An 18,176-nucleotide genomic window follows, 5' to 3' on the forward strand; every position below is an offset into this window, starting at 1 on the left:
GCAAGCACCCGGAGAACCGCTGCGCGGTACTCCGGGCTACGCCACGGAAAGGATCGCGCGCGGAGCCCGCTCCCACAGGGCGGCGGCGTGCCGGCTCTGGCTGCCAACAGCCGACAACCAACAACCAACAACCAGCCTTGCACGCTCAAGAACACAAGCCGTCCCCGCCACTCCTCACGGCCCAGGCGACACCACCTTCAGCCGCGAGGCCGGCGTGCCGGTGATCGCGCGGAATTCGGGGCGGTACATGTCCTCGACGAAGGTCGCCGGGATCAGGAATTCGCCGGGCGACACCGCGCGCACCAGATAGTACAAATTGACCTCGCCGCCGGCTTCCAGCGACACCGCGGCGATATAACGGTCCTCGCGGTACTCCTGGAAACGCACATTGGCCGAGTAGCTGCGCCACTCGTCGAGGTTGGTGCCCTCGATCACCAGATCTGCCAGCTGTTTGCTGTCCATCAGGTTGAGGTTCTCGATCTCCAGGCCGCCGGGCAGCGCATCGATGACCAGCGCGTCGGCCAGGCGTTCGCTGGCGCTCACCTTGATGTGGACCACCAGGCCCTCGCCCTCCTTCAGGGTGTCGCCTTCGAAGGCGCTGCCATCATGGCGATACCAGTTCACGTCGAGGCTGACGCCGTTCGCCATCGCCGCGGGCGGGGTGGCGGCGATGCCGACCGTGTCCTGCACCAGGAAGTAGCTGGAAGCGCTGTCGATGGCGAGCCGCGCGCCTGCGTTCAGGTCCTCGATGACCAGGTCGCGCGAGAACCAGCCCGTGGTGGCGAAGCCCTCCTCGATACCGCCGATCGCCAGTTTGCCGCTCAACTTGTCGGCCTTGCCCGCCAGCGCCCGCGCCAGTTTGACCAGTGCCAGCGAGTCGTGGGTGCCGATCCAGCGGGTGGACTGCGCTTCCTGGCCGACCTTGAGCACGCGCTGGCGCTCGGCGTCGCCGAGGAAGCCGTGCTGGGCGGCCAGTGCGAGCGTGCCCGCGCGGTCGCCGAGGCCGCTGAAGTAGTCGCCCCAGTAGTCGTTGCCGCGTGCGTAGATCTCGCCGAAGGCCAGCTTGGCCGCAGCGTTGGCGCGCTCGCTGTCGCCCGCGAGTTTCAGCGCCACCGCCAGGCGCATCAGCGGCAGCGGGCCGCGCGCCTTGTCCTTGCTGTTGTCGTAGACGTTGCGCAGGGTCCCGAGCGGCGCCTGGTTGACGCGTGCCAGCACCATGCCGGCGTGCGCGTTGAAGCCGATGCGCATGTGATCGCCGATGTCGCCCCAGCCGCGATCCCAACTGATCGCGCCGCCGGACAGCAGGTCTTCGCGCAGGCGTTCCAGCGATTTCTGCATCACTCGCGCCGGCACCGTGAAGCCAGCCGCCTCGGCGTCCTGCAGGAACTCGACCACATAGGGCGTGATCTGCGGATCGGAGTAGTCGCTGCTGCCGGGCCAGAAACCGAAATGCCCGTTGTCCAGTTGCATCGAGGCGATCCGGTCGATCGCGAACTGCACATTGGCGCGGCGCTTTTCGGCGTCGACCGCCGGCATGCCCAGCGCAGCCGCGCCGGCTTCGTCCAGCAACACATAGGGGTAGCCCTTGCTGGTGGTCTGCTCGATGCAGCCATAGGGGTATTCGAGCAAGTCGCCGACCAGCTTGCCAACCGGCAGCGGCACCCGCGTCGACGCGCTGACGCGCGAGCGCACGGTGGCCGGCAGCAGGCCCTGGGTGTTGGCCGCGAGATCCACATTGCCCGGGCCCTTCAGTTGCTCGACCCGCGAACGGCGCTCGGTGGGGTAGGGCGAGCGCACGTTGATTTCCCATTCGCGCACCAGCCGGATGTCGCCGGCGCTGGCCTCCAGGCGGAAGCGGCCGATGCCGGTGTCGCCCAGCGCGTTCAGCGGGAAGCGCAGGGTGCTGCGGGCATTGTCGGCCAGCGTGAGTTTGCGGCTGGCGTCGCCGATGGCGATCGGCGAGTCCGCGCTGAACTTCACCTCGACCGCCTGGCTGGCGCCGGAGAGGTTCTGCAGATCGAGCGTCAGCGTGGCGCGGTCGCCCGGCGCCATCACCCGCGGCGTGCTGACTTCGGCCACCAGCGGCGCGCGCACCAGGGTTTCGGTGCTGGCCGCGCCGTAGCGGTCGGGACCGAACACCAGCGCGGAGACGCGCAGTGCACCGTTGAAATCGGGTACCGGCAGCGACACCTCGGCCTTGCCTTGGGCATCGAGCTGCACCCGGCCGCTGAACAGGTCGACGGTCAGCACCTTGGCGGTTGGACGGCGCGCCTGCGGCAGCCCGGGAATCGCGAGGTCGCCGCCGAACTTCAGGCGCGCGCGCTCGCCCGCCAGCGCCTCGATGATGCGGCCGTACAGGTCGTAGGCGTCGATGGCGTAGCGGCGCTTGCCGAAGAAATGCCTGACCGCATCCGGCAGCGCGAACTGGGTGATGTTGAGGATGCCCTGGTCGACCGCCGACACCGTCATCTGCGCCTGCTGGCCGGCCAGCGCCGGTGCCGACACCTGCACCTTCAGCGGCTGGTTCGGACGCATCTTGTCCGGTGCTGCGATCTCCACCGCGATGGTGCGGTCGCTGCGGTCGATCGGCACGTGGGCGATGCCGACTGCGCGCGACGGCGTGATCTTGTCGCTCGCGGTGCCCGGACGGAACACCAGCGCCGTGAGATAGACATCGTGGCGCTCCCAGCGCTCGTCGACTGTCAACCTGAGCGTGGTGCCCGAAGGCTTGGCGTCGAAGGATTCGCTGTGCAGCAACTGGTCGGTCTCGACCAGCAGCAAGCCGGCGCCCGCATGCGGCGGGGTCACCGTCAGGGTGACGGTGTCGCCGGCGCGGTATTTGCTCTTGTCGAGCGCCAGCTTGACTTTGTCCGGGCGCGCATCCAGGCCGCGGTTGTCGTCGTCATAGCTCCAGCCCGCGGTGAACGGGAAGCGCGTGGTCAGCCCGGTGGCAGGATCGGTGATCTCCAGGCGGTACGGGCCCCAGTTGACGGTGAAGCCGATCTTGCCCGGCGCCTCGCCGGGAAGGTCGAGGGCACGCTGCTCGACCTCGACGAATCGCTGGGTGTAGTCCACCCGCCAGCCGAGCGAGTTGTCGTAAGTCCAGGTGTAATCGCGGTCCTCGCGGATCAGCTTCGCCTGCAGTCCGGTGGCGGGCACGCGCTTGCCGTCGGCATCGACCTTGAGCACCTCGAAGGCGGCTTCCTGCTGGCTGGACAGATTGTCGGGATCGAACAGCGGGCGCACCCCGACCAGTTGCCCGGCCGGCCACAGGGTGCGCTTGAGGATCCGCGAGACCGGCCGGCCGCCAGTCTCGAACAGGCTGCCGATCACCGCGACCGAGATCGGCCCGTTGACCGCGCCGGGTTCCAGCGTCAGCGACTGCTGCAGGCGCCCTTCGGCATCCAGCGTGGCGTCGATCGCATCGACCGGCTCCTTGGCCGGCGGATTGACCGGATCGCCGAAGACATAGCCTTTGAGGCCCGGCACCGGCGCGGCGTCGACCGCGTACACCACCTGGGCGGTGAAGCGGTTGCCGGCCGCGGGCGCGCCGTACAGGTAGGCACCCTCGATGGCCAGGTCCAGCGCATCGCCCGGCGCGAGGCGCGCTTGCGCGGTGTCGAGGTTGAGCTTCATGCGCTCGGGGAGGAATTCCTCGATGCGCAGATCGTAGCCGTGCACGGCGCGCTTGCCGGCTGGATCCGGGCTGACCTCCAGGCGCCAACGGCCGGTCGGGACATCGCCCGGCATCGCGCGCTCGTACAGGTAGTAGCCGCCCTCCTGCGACTGCAACTGCGCGGTCGCATACGGACGTCCATCGGGTTGCTTCAGGGTGGCGAACAGCGGTTGCGCGCCGGCCAGCGGCTTGCCGTCGAAGTCGCGCAGCAACGCAGCCACGCGCAGGGGTTCGCCGGGGCGGTAGAGATCGCGCCCGGACCACAGGAACACGCTGACGTCCGCTGCGGTGCTGCCTTCGACCGCGAATTCCGACAGGTCCAGCGCCGGCTGGCTGAAGGCGAGCAGCGAGAGGTGCTCTGCGCGCCGCCCGACCAGCACATGGCGGCTGTCGATGCGGTAGTCCAGCGCGAGCGTGCCGTCGCCGTCGGTTTCGCCGCTGGCCACGACCGCGTCATTCTCGTCGAGCACTTCGATGGCCACCCCACCGAGCGCCTCACCATCGGCCAGCGACCGCGACAGGACCCAGAGCTGGTCCCGATGGACGCGCGCGTGCAGTCCGATATTGCTGCGCACGAAGTAGGTGGTCTGGTACTCGCCCTCGAAGCTGGCGGTGGGCTTGAGCAGCGCGAAGTACAGTCCCGGCGCCGACAACTCCTCGATCTGGTGCACCGGCAGGTGCGAGGTCTTGCGCTCGTTCGGGGCCGAGTTGATCACGAAGCGGTTCAGGTAGACCGAGTCGGCCATCCCGCGCAGCTCGTCCAGGCCCCAGTAGCCGCGCCGTCCGCCGCCCTGGAACTCGGCCAGGAAGCGGGGCAGGGAAGAAGCGCGCACGCGGAAGAACTCGACGTCCACCTCGGCGACGTTGACACTGAGGATCGGCAGCCCATCGGTGCCCTGGCTTGGCAGGATGCTGCCCTGGCTGGCGAATCCAGCCGCCGGCGGCAGATCGACCGATTGCACCTGCTGCTTCTGACCGGCGGCGAGTGTGCTCCCGTCGGCCGCACCCACCCCGGCCAGCACCTCGACCGTGAAGCTCTGTTCGGCGCTGACGTTGGGGAAGCGCGCCGCGCGGTAACCGTCCTCGAACACCCAGGCGCCGTCGACCGCTTTGCCGTCCTTGTCGCTGACCTTGAGGTATTGCGACAGGTCCTGCGCCTCGGCCAGCGGGCGCGAGAAGCGCACGGTCAGGGCTGGCCTGCCCTCGCTCGACTCACCGGTGATCGAGGTGACCACGAAGCCGGCGGCCGGCGCGGGTTCGCTGGTCGCGGATGCGGCTGGCGGCGCATTCACGGTGTTCGGCTGGTCGCCACAGGCGCTCAGCAGGAGGATGCTGAGCAGCAGCCAGATAGATGCCAGCTGGCGGACAGCCGGAAGTTCATTCGCGGCTCGGCGGGACATGGCGCGACTCCAGGGCAATGCGGTTGGACGCATTGTAGGGAGTGCGCCGCGCTTGCACGATGCGTTTGTGCTGGCTGCCACCGCGCTGCCCGCGCACTGCCCGGGTGCAAGCCGGAAACGCGCGCGCGGTGTCCCGCAGGCGCGCATCCGTCCGTTTGCAGCTTGGACAGGATGTTGCAGATGGCGCCACGCTTGCTACTGCGGCGCATTCAGCGTGAAATGCGCAGCATGGCGACAGCATGCTCAAGGGGATCAGGGTGAATCAGGGCCGACTGGGAACTTGGAGGGCGCGGGTGCGTCGCGCGGGTATGGCGTGGTGGACGCTCTGTCTGCTGTGCCTTGCGGCGGCATCACCGGCGCTGGCGCAGGTGGATCTGGTGGTGACGACCAGCGACAGCCCGGATCCGGTGGTGGTCAACCAGCAAGTCGAATACAGCATCAACATCGGCAACCTGGGCGGAGGAACCGCCACCAGCGTCACGGCCGATGTCTTTTTCTCTCCCACGCTGAGCTATGTACCCCAGGCGACGCCAGGCTGGACCTGCATCCTCGACGGCGGGGTCGGATGCACCCTGGACAGCGGCGCCATCGTCGGCGGCGGCAACGCGCCGGTGCTCTCGTTGCGCTTCGCCGCACCCGCCACGCCGCAGTCGGTGCAGATCAGCGCGACGGCGTCATCGGCCATCACCGACCTCAACCCGACCAACAACACCAGCGTCCAGCCCACCCAGGTCATCGCCGGAACGGCGGATCTGAACCTGTCGGTTGCCGCCAGCAGCTCGGGTGCAACGGTCGGCGATCCAGTCAGCTTCACCCTCAACGTCGGGAACGCGGGGCCGGGTAGTGCCGCCAGTCTGCAGGTCGACGGATCGCTGAGCGGCTCCTTCATTTTCAGCAGCTTCGGGGCTTCCCCGGCGTGGAGTTGCAGTCATTCCAGCGGCTCGATCGGCTGTACCTACATCGGCGGGGCACCGTCAGGTACTCTGGCGAGCGGCATCAATGCCGCGCCCATCGTGGTCATCGGTATTGCCGGACCCGCGGCAGGAACTGCACAGTTGTCGGCAACCGCCACCTCGGCCATCACCGATCCCACCCCTGCCAGCGGTAGCGCATCGATCAACGTGACCGCGCCGGTGATCTCGGTGGACCTGAGCCTGTCCAAATCCGTGGTCGGCGTGCAACCGGTCCCACGGGGTGAGCCGTTCACCTTCCGCCTGGTCGCAAGCAACTCGTCGGCGAGTAGCCAGACGGCCAGCGAGGTCCTGGTCAACGATACCCTGCCAGCCGGAATCTCCCTGCAATCCTTCAGCGGTGCAGGCTGGAGCTGCAGCGGAGCCGCAGTCTGCAGTTATGCGCCCACCCTCGGGATAGGTCAGTCCAGCGTGCCGCTCGACCTGGTCGTGACCTACGACGATCCGGTTCCTCGGGCGGAACCATGGTGACCAATGTCGCCCAGGTCAGCGCTGCCGAGCCCGATCCCAATCCCGGCAACAATGCGGCGAGCGCCGACGCCAGTATCCGCGCGAGTGCCGATCTCGGCCTGCAGTGGACCGGGCCCGCCAGCGTATCCGCGGGTGCCAGCTTCAACGTCGATCTGAGCGCCAGCAATGCCGGACCAGACACCGGCACGGATGTAACCGTCAACGCCACGATCGCCAATGGTTTCGCTATCGACGTGGTGAGCGGCGGAGCCGATTGGTCGTGCCTCGCTTCTGGCCAATCGATCACTTGCCAACGTCCGACGATGCCGCCAGGAAGCGGGTCCGTGGTCAGCCTGGGGTTGACTGCGCCGGCTGGGGAGAGTGGCCCGATCACGCAGTTTGCGCAGATTTCCGCCAGCAGCTTCGATGCCGTGAGCATCAACGACTCCGCGAGTCTTCCGATCTCGGTGTCGTCGGCGTCGGCCGCACTCTCATTGCTGAAGACCGATACCATCGATCCGGTCCCGGTGAACGCCGAGTTTGAGTACGAATTGACCGTGACCAACGAAGGCGGAATCGCACATTCGGGGGTGACCGTGACGGACAGCATGCCTGCCAGCGTGCGTTACCTTGGCTTCAGCGGCGGCGGATGGAACTGTTCCGGCGACAATGCCCTTGGAGCCACGGTCACCTGCAGTTTTGCGCCCAGCCTGGCGCCTGGCGCCATCAGTGCAGTGCGTCTGCGGGTCAGCGGTGCCGCTGCCGGCACCGTCATCAACAGCGCCCAGGTGCGCTCCAGCCAGTCCAGTGAAGGCGCCGTGGCCACCCACTCGACCACGATCACGGAGAATGTGGCGCTGACCTTGAGCAAGCGCGCGCGGGTCGCCAATGTCGCGCTCGGGGCCATTGCCGTCTTCGACCTGACGGTCGGCAACACCGGGCCGGGCGATGCCGGCGAAGTCGTGTTGGTCGACGATTTGCCCGCTGGTCTGGAACCGGTCAGCGCGAGCGGCGACGGCTGGGCCTGCACCACCGCCGGCGCACGCATCGAATGCCGTCGCGCGTCCCTGGCGCGGGGAACGACCAGCCCGGTCGTCATCGAAGCACGCACGCGCGTCGCTGGCAGCTTGACCAATCAGGGCAGTGTCGTCAGCGGATCCCTGCCGCCGGTCGTGGCCAGGGACACCATCACTGTCGCCCCGGCGCCATTGGCAACCGCAGATCTCGCTATCGACCTCAGCGACAGTGTCGATCCGGTCGCATCCGGTGAGGAGTTCAACTATCTCGCGAACGTGCGCAATCTGGGTCCGGATCCGGCCGGGGACGTGCGTGTGCAATTCGTGTTGCCGGCGTCGTTGCAGTCGGTAGGCAGCGTCACACCAGGCTGGAGTTGCCAGGGTGGGGCGGCCCCGGTCTGCTCGCTGGCCACCGCGCTGGCTGCCGGCGCGGAAGCGCAACTGGCGCTGAGCGTGCGCGGCATTGGTGGCGGCAGTGCGATCGTGTCTGCCTCCATTGCCAGCAGCGCCGCGGACCCCGTGCAAGGCAACAACAGCGACAGCGAGAACACGCTCATCGAGAACACGCCGACCGGCGCGGACATCCAACTGAGTGTCTCCGCGCCCTCCGCAGCGATCGCCGGGAGTCAAGTCGAATTGGTCGCGTCGATTCGCAACCTCGGCCCCGCATCGGCTGCCGCCGTCGTATTGCGCTCGCAGTTGAGTGGAGCCTGGGGGCTGACGGGTGGCACCGGTCCCGGCTTCACGTGCACGGTTGCCGGCGCCAACGTGGAGTGCATTGGAGGCTCTCTGGCAGCCAATGAGAGCGTGGAACTGCGCCTGCAGGGTTCTGTCTCGCCTGGCGCGGTCGGAAACTTGAGCGCGATCCTGACAGCCTCCTCCGCGACGGTCGATCCGGGTACTGCCAACAACGCGGTGAGCGTAGGCCTTGTCGCGACCGCCGCCCAGGGCGCCGACCTGGCAATCACCAAGGCCGACAGCGCCGACCCGGTCGTCTACGGCGAGCGTTTCAGTTACACCTTGACCGTGCGCAATCTCGGGCCGGCAGCCGCAAGCGGTGTCGTGATCCGCGATCCCTTGCCCGCAGGGCTGAGTTTCGTCAGTGCGGCCGGCGCGGGGCTGACGTGCACCGGTGGTGCGGCGGTCGAGTGCCGTGCCGCGGCGCCGCTGGCTTCCGGGCAACAGCTGGTGGTGACCGTCACTGTCGACGCGCCGACCACCGCGGGCACCATCACCAACGAGGCGACGGTAGAGGCCACTACGGCGGATCCGGTCCCGGGCAACAACCGGGCAACTCAGACCACCGGCGTCAATGCGCCCGAGGGCAATGCGGCCACCGAGATCCTCGGCGCGGGCACCCAGGGCGACGGTGTCGCCGGCGCGGCGGTGACGCCGGTAGTGGCGCTGTGCGACGGCTCCACCGGCCAGATCTCGGCCCTGTGCGACGCGCTGTTGGGTGGCGCCGCCAGCGGCAACACGGATGAGGTCAACCAGGCCCTGCGCTCCCTGTACCCGGAAGAGGTGCTGTCGCACCATGCGTCCCTGAACCAGTTGGGGACACAGCAGGCATTCAACATCGACCAGCGCCTGCTGGAGCTGCGCAATGGCGGCGGCAATGGCCTCAGCATCTCGGGCCTCAGCGTGGTCAATGGTCGCCAGGTGATCCCGTTGGGGCTGCTGCAGGGTCTGTTCGAGGACGAGGAACCGCAGATTGGTGGCCCCGGCGACCTGATCAGTCCGTGGGGTTTCTTCGTGAACGGAAGCATCAGTCGCGGCGACCAGGAAATCGACTCGGACGAGCTCGACGTCGTCCAGGATTTCGACTCGGTCGGGATCACGGCGGGCGTGGACTACCGGCGTAGCGCGCGCTGGGTGCTCGGCGGTGCGATCGGCTACAACAAGTTCGAATCGCAGCTCACCGATGCGGGTGGCCTCGATACCAGCGGATTCACCCTGACCGGTTTCAGCGCCTGGTACCTCAACGACACCACCTATGTGGACACTCGCCTCAGCTATGGCCGGATCGACCTGGATCAGAGCCGCCGCCTGCGTGTCAACCTTACCGGCTTCACCCTGGATGAAACCCTCGAGAGCAGCACTTCGGCGACCCAGATGCAGTTCGCAGCCAGTGTCGGCCACCACATCAGCCGTGGTGCGTGGACCTTCACGCCGAACGGCTTCATCCGCTACATGCGCAGCAGAGTCGACGGTTTCTCCGAATCCGGCAGTGATTTCGCGGTCAGCTACAGCGACCAGACGGTCACTTCGACCGTGTTTGGCGCCGGACTGCAGGTCAGCCGGGTGATCAGCCTGAGCAACGGCGTGCTGACGCCGCAGTTCGACCTGGTCTGGAACCAGGAGACCGGCAACGACGACACCGTGATCGACGCGGCCTACGTCGGTGGCAATCCCGGCGAGTTCTTCCGCCTGCGCCCGGAAGACCCGGACAAGAGTTACGGCAGCGTCGGCTTCGGGCTGGTCTACATCCTGGCCAACGGCAAGCAGGCCTACATGCAATTGCGCCAGAGCATCGGCGTGGACGGGCTGAGCCAGTCCACGGTGAACCTCGGCGCCCGTTTCGAGTTCTGAGGGACAAGGAGCAAGCACATGCCACGAGCACCCGAATCCGTTGCGATCCGCCCTCCCCGGGGCTGGCGGCGGCTCGCCCTGACGCTGGGCAGCGCGCTGGCGGTGAGCCTGCTCGGCAGCGGCCCGCTGCTGGCCAAGAAGACCGAGTTGCCGCAGGGTGCGATCAGCGTCGACGAGTTGTACGTGGTCGATTGCCTGCTGCCGGGCCAGGTGCGCCAGCTCGGCGGCAACTTCACCTACCTCTCGGCGCGCCGCCCGATCCGCACCACCGCCAAGGACTGCGCGATTCGCGGCGGCGAATACGTCGCCTACGATCGCGCCAACTACGCGACGGCGCTGAAGGTCTGGCTGCCAGCGGCCAAGGAAGGCGACGCCAATGCGATGAACTATGTTGGCGAGATCTACGAGCAGGGGCTGGGCGTAGAGCCTGATTACGCCACCGCAGCGGAGTGGTTCCGCCAGGCGGCGGACAAGGGCCACTCATCTGCGATGATCAACCTCGGCAGCCTGTACGAGTCCGGCAAGGGCGTGCAGCAGGACATGACCCAGGCGATGAACTGGTATCGCAAGGCTTCCGGCCTGTCGACCGGTACCCTGGAACTGGTCACCGAGGAAGAACAGGCCAAGCGGCGCGCAGCGGCTGAGGAGACCGAACGCTTGCGCGGGGAGGTGGAACGCCTGCGCAGCCAGCTCGACAACACCCGGGCGCAGCTCGGCCAGCAGAAGGCGGAACTCGACAAGTCGCGCGAGGCGCTTTACGGCGCGCGCGCCGAACTGGCCGCGGCCAAGTCGGACCAGGGCAAGGCGGCAGCGGCGCAACAGCGCATCGCCGAACTCGAGAAGAAGATCGCCGACCAGGAACTGGCGGTGGACGCCTCGCGCGCCGAGTCCGACAAGGTGCTTGCCTTGATGGGCGTGGACATGACCCAGCGCGGCCCGGCGCCGGCGGGCACCCAGCCCAAGATCCAGCTGATCGCCCCGAAGCTGGTGGCCACCCGCGCGGGCGTCCTGGCGGCGCCGCTACTGGCCGCCGTGCCCAGTTACCAGGTGGTCGGCCGGGTCTACCCGGCGCAGAGCCTGAAGGCCCTCAAGGTCAACGACCGCGATTTCAAGGACAAGGTGGATGCCGATGGTCTGTTCCAGATTGACCTGGACCTTGCTGCCGGCGACACCCCCGTCGAGATCCAGGCGATCACCAACGACGGAATGAGTTCGGTCGAGAGCTTCCTGATCACGCGTGATCGAGGCGGCGCGGCCGCCGCCAAGCGCGTCACCAGCAAGCTGTTCCAGCGCCGCATGCGCGACGACCTGGGTACCTTCCACGCACTGGTCATCGGAAACGATGCCTACACGGCATTCCCGGCACTGAAGACCGCGGTCGCCGACGCCGATGCGGTCGCCGACCAGTTGCAGTCGCGGTTCGGCTACAAGGTCAGCAAGCTCACCAATGTCGGCAAGGAGGCGATCGTCGCCAAGCTGGCCGAGCTGACGATGGGAATGAAAAAGACCGACAACCTGCTGATTTATTACGCCGGCCACGGCCAGATCGACGCCGAGGGCAAGGGCTACTGGATCCCGGTGGATGGTGGCGCTGACAATCCGGCCAGCTGGATCAGCAACGATCAGGTCAATGACTTCCTGGGCGCGTCGGCGGCCAAGCACGTGATGGTGGTTGCCGATTCCTGCTACTCAGGGACGATGTCCGGCAATGCGATCCGTCCTATACCGCTGGACGCCAAGGAAGAAGACCTGTTGTTCATCTCGCGCGTCAAGGCGCGCACGGTCATCACCTCCGGCGGACTGCAGCCGGTGCTGGATGACGGCGGCAGCGGCCACTCGATTTTTGCCCATGCGTTCCTGACTGCGCTGAAGCAGGCTGATGGACTCGCGGAGGGCTATCGCCTATACGAGGAGGTTTCGGAACTGGTCGGTCAGCGTTCGGCCATCGCCCGGCTGCCGCAGCGCCCGCAATACTCGGCGCTGCGCCATGCGGGCCACGAAGGCAGCGAGTTCTTCTTCCTGCCGCGTGAGGCCTGATCGGGGTTGAATAGCGCGGGCCCCGCCCTCAAGCAGGGCGGGGTCCGCCGGTTCATGCAACCCGGCGCTGACCCCGCATCGAGGCGACGCCCGGATCATGATGAAGACGAACCCCCTGCCGAACCCCTTCGAGTGGTTGCTCGGCCTCTACACCGACAACTTCGAGCGGCTGCAGCGGCTGGTAGATGCCCGCCAGATGGTGCCCGGGCGCTACGTGAACGAGAGGCAGGGGCAGCCGGCACTGGTACTGGACCTGCTGGAGCAGCAGCCTTACACCACGTTGCTGCGGCTCAGCGTACGATTCGCCGAATCGGAGCCAGCCGAGGATCCAGAGTCCTACTGGCGGGTCTATCACGACGCGCGCCAGGCCGAGGTGACCCACTGCCGCGTCGACGCGCACCGGGTGCGCCTGTTCGCACCGAACACCCCTGCACGCCTGATCGCGCAGTATCGTCGGCGCATGAACAACTTCGCGAACAAGTGGTTGGAGCACCTGCTTCAGGGTGGCTATGCCGCGCACGCCTGGCATCTGCAGGGTCCGGTGCCGGAATGGGATCGCCGCCTGGTGATTGCGCCCGGCGCCGAAGATGAAGCCGAGGAACGTAGCCCTCGCCGGAGTGCGCGTCGGGTCGCGAGTTCGGCCTGAAGCGCGACATTGCTGTCCTGATCCGACGCAACTTTCCGTTTACAGGTTGGTCGAACGCGGGCCGGCGTGTGTGCGTTCGTGCCCGGTTTCGCGTTTGCACATAGAATGACTGTAACCGCCGTTGCGGCGGCATGGCCTTGAGGACGAATCGATGCGAGCAATCTGGTTGTGTGGTCTGGCGATGGTCGGTGGTCTGGCGGCGACGCCGGATCTGGCGTTGGCGCGCGGCGACAAGCCCGTGCTCGCGGTGATCGAGTTCGAAAACCAGTCGGGTGCAGGCTGGTGGCGCGGCGGTGTGGGCTGGGAACTGGCCGGCATGCTGAGCAACGAACTGTCGGCGACTGGCGCCTTCAAGGTACTCGAGCGCGAGCAGATCCGCGCTGTGCTGGACGAGCAGAATCTGGCGGCCTCGGGTCGCGTGGCCGCGGGTACCGGCGCCAAGATCGGTCAGCTGACCGGGGCGCAATACCTGGTCACCGGCACTGTGACGGCCTATGAAGAGGAAACCGCGAGCACCGGCGGCGGCATCAGCTTTGGCGGTGTCTCGGTGGGCGGCAAGAGCGAAAAGGCCTACCTGGCTGTCGACCTGCGCGTGATCAACGCCACCACCGGCGAAGTCGACTACACCCGCACCATCGAGGGCACTGCGAAGGGCGGCGGCATGAGCCTCGGCCTGTACCGCGGCGGTTTCGGCGGCTCGCTGGCCAGCGAAAACAAGACCCCGGCGGGCAAGGCCATCCGCGCCGCGCTGGTCGAGATCACCGATTACCTCGAGTGCGCGATGGTCAAGCAGAACCGCTGCCTCGATGAGTACGATGCCAAGGAAGAGCGTCGTCGCGAAAAGACTCGCGGTGCCCTGGACCTGGATGATTGATGTTGTCTTGCCGCTGCGGCCTCAGTGCCGCAGCGGCATCACCCTCTGACGCGAGATCCGGCGTCAGGCGCTCAGCGACGCGCGCACCCTGGTACCGGGTCCGGGGGTGGTGGTGGCGCTGAAGCCGCGACGAAAATGAACCGAGGGACGTTCTGCGTCAGGTTCCGGCCATCTCCTTCTCGCAACTTGCAGCGAGCGCGTCTTCCGGCCTGAGCTGAGAGCCTGCGGCGAGGGTTTGGAGAGGATGCAACTGGCCCGACGGCGGCCATTGCGCTTGTGCTACGGCGCCCGGCGCGCGACCGAGGAACACGAGCTTCTCGTCTCTGCCTCGGTCTCCTTTGCGCCGGCGCATTTCCGCATTGCATCCTGATTCCGGTCCGTCATGCATTCCTTGCGGATCGGTCGCACCATTGAGGCTTCATTCGAACCCATTCGCGAACAGGTTCTGCGCGGTCACCGTCAACTGGAAACTGGTATCGGTGAATGCGCCGCAATTGTCGGCGGCGCGCACACTGATGGTGTGCGATCCCAGCGGGCCCGCGTTGCTGATCGTGATCACGCCGGTGCTGTTGCTGACGCTGATGGTGCCGCTGAAGGTCGCCTGTGGCAGCAGCTGGATACTCGCAATTGACCCGTTGTCACTGGGCCCGGTCGCGGGGTTGATGGTGCGTCCGCCACTCAGCGCGACGCTGCTGGCGGCGTAGGTGAGTGTGGGATTCGTGTTGGGGTTGACATTGACCTGCAAATCGCCCGTTCCTTGCAGCGAGCCATCGCTGACCTGGAAACGCAGGGTGCCGGCATTCGCGGTGCAGTTGGCCGCAATGGTGGCGCTGATGCTGCCGCCGGCATTCACGATCGATGCCGCAGAGACCCCTGTGGACGTTCCACCGGCGATCTGAGTTACCGTCAGACTGCCGGCCGCGGTCTGGCCGTCGATGACAGTTCCGATGACCACCGCGGCGCCGGCTGCGCTGCCGCGCTGGCGCGTGATTGCGGCTGATGGCGTGAACGTCGGTGCCGTATTGCCGCTGCCGATGGTGAAGTTTGCTGCGGAAACACCCGCCGGCGCGGTGAAGTCGTGCTCGCGCACTCGAATTCGTCCTTGGGTGGTCGGCGTGTTCGGCACCATCCAGGTGAAGCTGCCCGTGTTCGCGATGTCGCTGGCAATGACACTGGAGAAGGTCGATCCGGCGTTGGTCGACAGCTCGATGGTCACCCGCCGGCTGAAACCCGCCGGGTTGGTCCAGGTGATGTTGACGTTGGATCCTGGCGTGAGCGTGCCGCTGGCGGGCTGCACATTGCTGATGTTGTCGCCGGTGGCATCGTTGTTGGCGTCGCGGAACCAGCCGATGTCGCGGAGCAACTGGCGAGTGAGGTCACCGGTGAGCGGCAGGCCGGTGTTGATTGCCGGTTCCATCAGAAGGTTCGGGCTCGCCGTGGTGTTCCAGTGCGATACCGATGAACCGGGTTGGATCGGGTTGGGTGTGAACAGTTCGACCCGACCGGTTGCAGCATCGCGCGCCGCGCTCAGGAAGGACGAGGCGATACGCACATTCGCACCGTCCCACAGCAGGTCGTTGGTGTTGATTGCGGATGCCGCGCGTTGTGCCTGATTCATCTGGAACCAGGTGGCATTCTGGTCGCGGTCGAACATCAGGCGCGCCCAGACGTCAGGCTGGCTGTTGAAATAGGCACCGGTCGCTTCGTCGGTGAACGTAAGGAAACCGAGACCATGTCCAAGTTCGTGCAGCACGACGACGAGCAGATTGATCGTCCCGGCAGGCGTGGCATTGTCGAAGCCGTAGTAGAAACCGGTGCCTGCACCCAGGCAGCCAGTGTCCACGCTGCTGTTGAAGGTCGCGCCAATGTCGTTGTTGGCGCTCAGGTCGCTGTTACTGATCTTGTTGGCCAGCGCGGCCGGGTACCAGGTGCTTGCAAAGGGGACATTGGCGAAATCCCGGTGCGCGGTGTTCGGCCCCGCTGAACCCAACACACCGCCGCTGCTGCTGCACGGCGAGAGCGGGTCGAAGTTGGACTGGACGCGGATGGTCTGCGTGCTGTCAAGGAAGGCAGCCCAGATTCCAGCGGCCTGGTTGAACACGTTGAGTCGCTGCGCGCCGAGGGTGGTTCCTGGGTTGCCACCAATCGGGGCACGGGCGGCGGTTGAATTGAAACCCTCATCGGCGCCGTCGGCATTGACGATGGTGAACGTGCTGCTGGCCGGTGCAGCTGGCAGGGCTTTCGACTGTTCGATCAGATTCCAGATGTAGGCGTACTCGGCGGCGCTCATGCCGTGTCTTGCTGCCAGACCATCATCGACCGGCGCTGGCGCTGGAGAGGCCAGTTTGGCGCCAGTGTCGAGATCGCGGCCAAGGAATCGGTTGGCTTCCACCACGCTGCCGACGCATTGCGCGCGCAATTCGCCGCTATCGCTCTGTGCGCCGAGATGCACATGACGAAAGCGTCCGTCGAGGTCGACGGAAACCCCGCCGCGGGCGTCCGCTCGCGCCAGCAGTCCGGCGCTCGACTTGCTGGTGAGCCCGCGGATGCTGTCTGCCAGCGCGCGATCATCCGAGCTTCCCGCGGAGACTGCCGCGCTGGCGCTGAGCAGCAGCCCGGTCATCCAGACAATGGACCGATTTCTCATGGTTCAATCACCTCCACGGTTGCGCGGGCCGGATGGTTTGCGCGGGCCGGATCCCGTGCCGCGTGGACCTCCCGGTCCGGAGCGCGCTCCGGCGGGTGTGCGTGCGGCCGGTCCACGACCGCCTGGCTTCGGGCCGCGCGGGGTGGCACGGGTGTCTGTATTGCCGCGCGGGCCATTGCCCGCCCGGTCACGCGCCGGTCCGGCGGGGCGTGACCGCGGCGCGTCGCCGCGCGGGGCCGGGCGCGCCGAGCCCTCGTCGCGCGCCCATGGACGCGCCGGGCGCGTCTCGCTCGACGTGGTCTTTCCGGCGCCACGGGGGGCGCCAGCGCGGGTTGAATCACTGCGTGGGCCGCGACTGCCGAACTCGCGCGGCTTGTCGCTGCTTGGGCCAGCCGGGCGCGGACCACGGTCGCCGTAGCTGCGCGGCGCATCGCTGCGCGGGCCACGGTCGCCGAACTCGCGCGGCTTGTCGCTGCGCGGGCCGGTCGGACGCGGGCCGCGGTCGCCGTAGCTGCGCGGCGCATCGCTGCGCGGGCCACGGTCGCCGAACTCGCGCGGCTTGTCGCTGCGCGGGCCGGTCGGACGCGGCCCGCGGTCGCCGTAGCTGCGCGGCGCATGCGGGGCCGCGGTCGCCGAACTCGGGCTGGCTGCGGGCCGGTCGGACGCGGGCCGCGGTCGCCGTAGCTGCGCGGCGCATCGCTGCGCGGGCCACGGTCGCCGAACTCGCGCGGCTTGTCGCTGCGCGGGCCGCCCGGACCGCGTGATGTGGCGTTGCGGGCGCGGAATTCCTCGCCCGGGCGCGCGCCTTCGCGTCGCGGCGGGCGGCGGTCCCCGCCGCGCTCGCCGATCGCTTCGGCCGCCTCGCGCTTCCAGTTCGGACGCTCGCCCGGGCGCTTGTCGCGCCGCTGGCCACGTTCGAACTTGCGCGCGGCTTCCACCGGCATGATGCGCAACTCGTTGCGCGTGGTCATCGGCATCTCCACCGATTCCAGCAGGCCCGCGATCTCCTCCGGTTCCAGTTCACGGTACCAGCCGCGCTTGAGGTCCTTGCCCAGTTCGATTACGCCGTAGCGCACGCGCTTCAGGCGGCTGACCTCGGCGCCGACGGCCTCCCACAAGCGGCGCACCTCGCGCTGGCGGCCTTCGCGGATCACCGCCTTGAACCACTTGTTGCTGCCCTCACCGCCGAGTGCCTCGATCTCCTCGAACTTCGCCGGGCCGTCGTCCAGTTCCACGCCCTTCAGCAACTGCTGCAGCGCGCTTTCCGCGACATCCCCGTGCACCCGGCACAAGTACTCGCGCTCGATCTCGCGCGAGGGGTGCATCAGGCGGTTGGCGAGTTCGCCGTCGGTGGTGAACAGCAGCAGCCCCGCGGTGTTGAGATCGAGCCGCCCGACCACGATCCAGCGCGCGCCCTTGAGCTTCGGCAGGCGGTCGAACACCGTGGGGCGACCTTCCGGATCGACCGTGGTGGTGACCTCGCCTTCGGGCTTGTTGTAGCAGAGCACGCGCGGGCCTTCATGGGTCACCGCACGCACGATGAACTCGCGGCCATCGAGGCGAACGGTCTGGCCGTCGCCGAGGGTGTCGCCGATAGACGCCGGCCGGCCATCGATCTCGATCTCGCCGCGCAGCACGCGCTCCTCGATCATCCGGCGCGAGCCCAGGCCCGCCTTGGAGAGCAGCTTCTGCAGGCGCTCGGGCGCGATGTCATTGGCGCCGCGCTTGAGCGACAGGGTAGGGCGGCGTTTCATAATCCTGGAATCCTCGTTGAACGGGGTAGAGTGTGCGGTGATGGTGGTGCAGGGCAAGGCGCAATGAGGCGGAATAGCTAGCCTATTCCAACGAGTTGCAACGCCGCCATGCGCCG

The 18,176-nt window shown here is 67.4% G+C and carries 8 protein-coding genes; 5 read left to right on the forward strand and 3 right to left on the reverse strand.

Annotation, left to right across the window (positions count from 1 at the left end):
* Positions 1-174: 174 nt before the first annotated feature.
* Positions 175-5,076: an alpha-2-macroglobulin family protein gene (locus tag IPK27_18060; GenBank protein MBK8069450.1), complete on the reverse strand. Its 4,902-nt coding sequence runs from the start codon at positions 5,074-5,076 to the stop codon at positions 175-177.
* Between the two features lie 293 nt (positions 5,077-5,369).
* Between IPK27_18060 and IPK27_18065 the strand changes: the two genes are divergently transcribed.
* The 5 genes from IPK27_18065 (at position 5,370) to IPK27_18085 (ending at position 13,659) form a co-directional block, all read left to right on the forward strand.
* Positions 5,370-6,518: a hypothetical protein gene (locus tag IPK27_18065; GenBank protein MBK8069451.1), complete on the forward strand. Its 1,149-nt coding sequence runs from the start codon at positions 5,370-5,372 to the stop codon at positions 6,516-6,518.
* Positions 6,512-10,102, forward strand: coding sequence for a DUF11 domain-containing protein (locus IPK27_18070; GenBank protein ID MBK8069452.1), 3,591 nt, complete (start codon positions 6,512-6,514; stop codon positions 10,100-10,102). The genes IPK27_18065 and IPK27_18070 overlap by 7 nt, the downstream gene beginning before the upstream one ends.
* 18 nt (positions 10,103-10,120) lie before the next feature.
* Complete coding sequence (locus IPK27_18075) at positions 10,121-12,139, forward strand: caspase family protein (protein MBK8069453.1); 2,019 nt, start codon at positions 10,121-10,123, stop codon at positions 12,137-12,139.
* Positions 12,140-12,239: 100 nt separating this feature from the next.
* Positions 12,240-12,785, forward strand: coding sequence for a DUF1249 domain-containing protein (locus IPK27_18080; GenBank protein ID MBK8069454.1), 546 nt, complete (start codon positions 12,240-12,242; stop codon positions 12,783-12,785).
* Between the two features lie 151 nt (positions 12,786-12,936).
* A complete protein-coding gene (locus tag IPK27_18085; GenBank protein MBK8069455.1) occupies positions 12,937-13,659 on the forward strand; it encodes a CsgG/HfaB family protein in 723 nt (240 codons plus the stop codon).
* Positions 13,660-14,077: 418 nt separating this feature from the next.
* On the opposite strand, the gene IPK27_18090 is transcribed toward IPK27_18085, so the two are convergent.
* On the reverse strand, positions 14,078-16,306 hold the full coding sequence (locus tag IPK27_18090) for a hypothetical protein (GenBank protein MBK8069456.1): 2,229 nt from the start codon (positions 16,304-16,306) through the stop codon (positions 14,078-14,080).
* Positions 16,303-18,060 (reverse strand): pseudouridine synthase, encoded by a 1,758-nt coding sequence (locus IPK27_18095; protein ID MBK8069457.1) that lies wholly within the window; start codon positions 18,058-18,060, stop codon positions 16,303-16,305. Before IPK27_18095 ends, IPK27_18090 begins: the two co-directional genes overlap by 4 nt.
* Positions 18,061-18,176: the final 116 nt, after the last annotated feature.

This window comes from Rhodanobacteraceae bacterium, from assembly GCA_016713135.1.
Classification (GTDB): domain Bacteria; phylum Pseudomonadota; class Gammaproteobacteria; order Xanthomonadales; family SZUA-5; genus JADKFD01.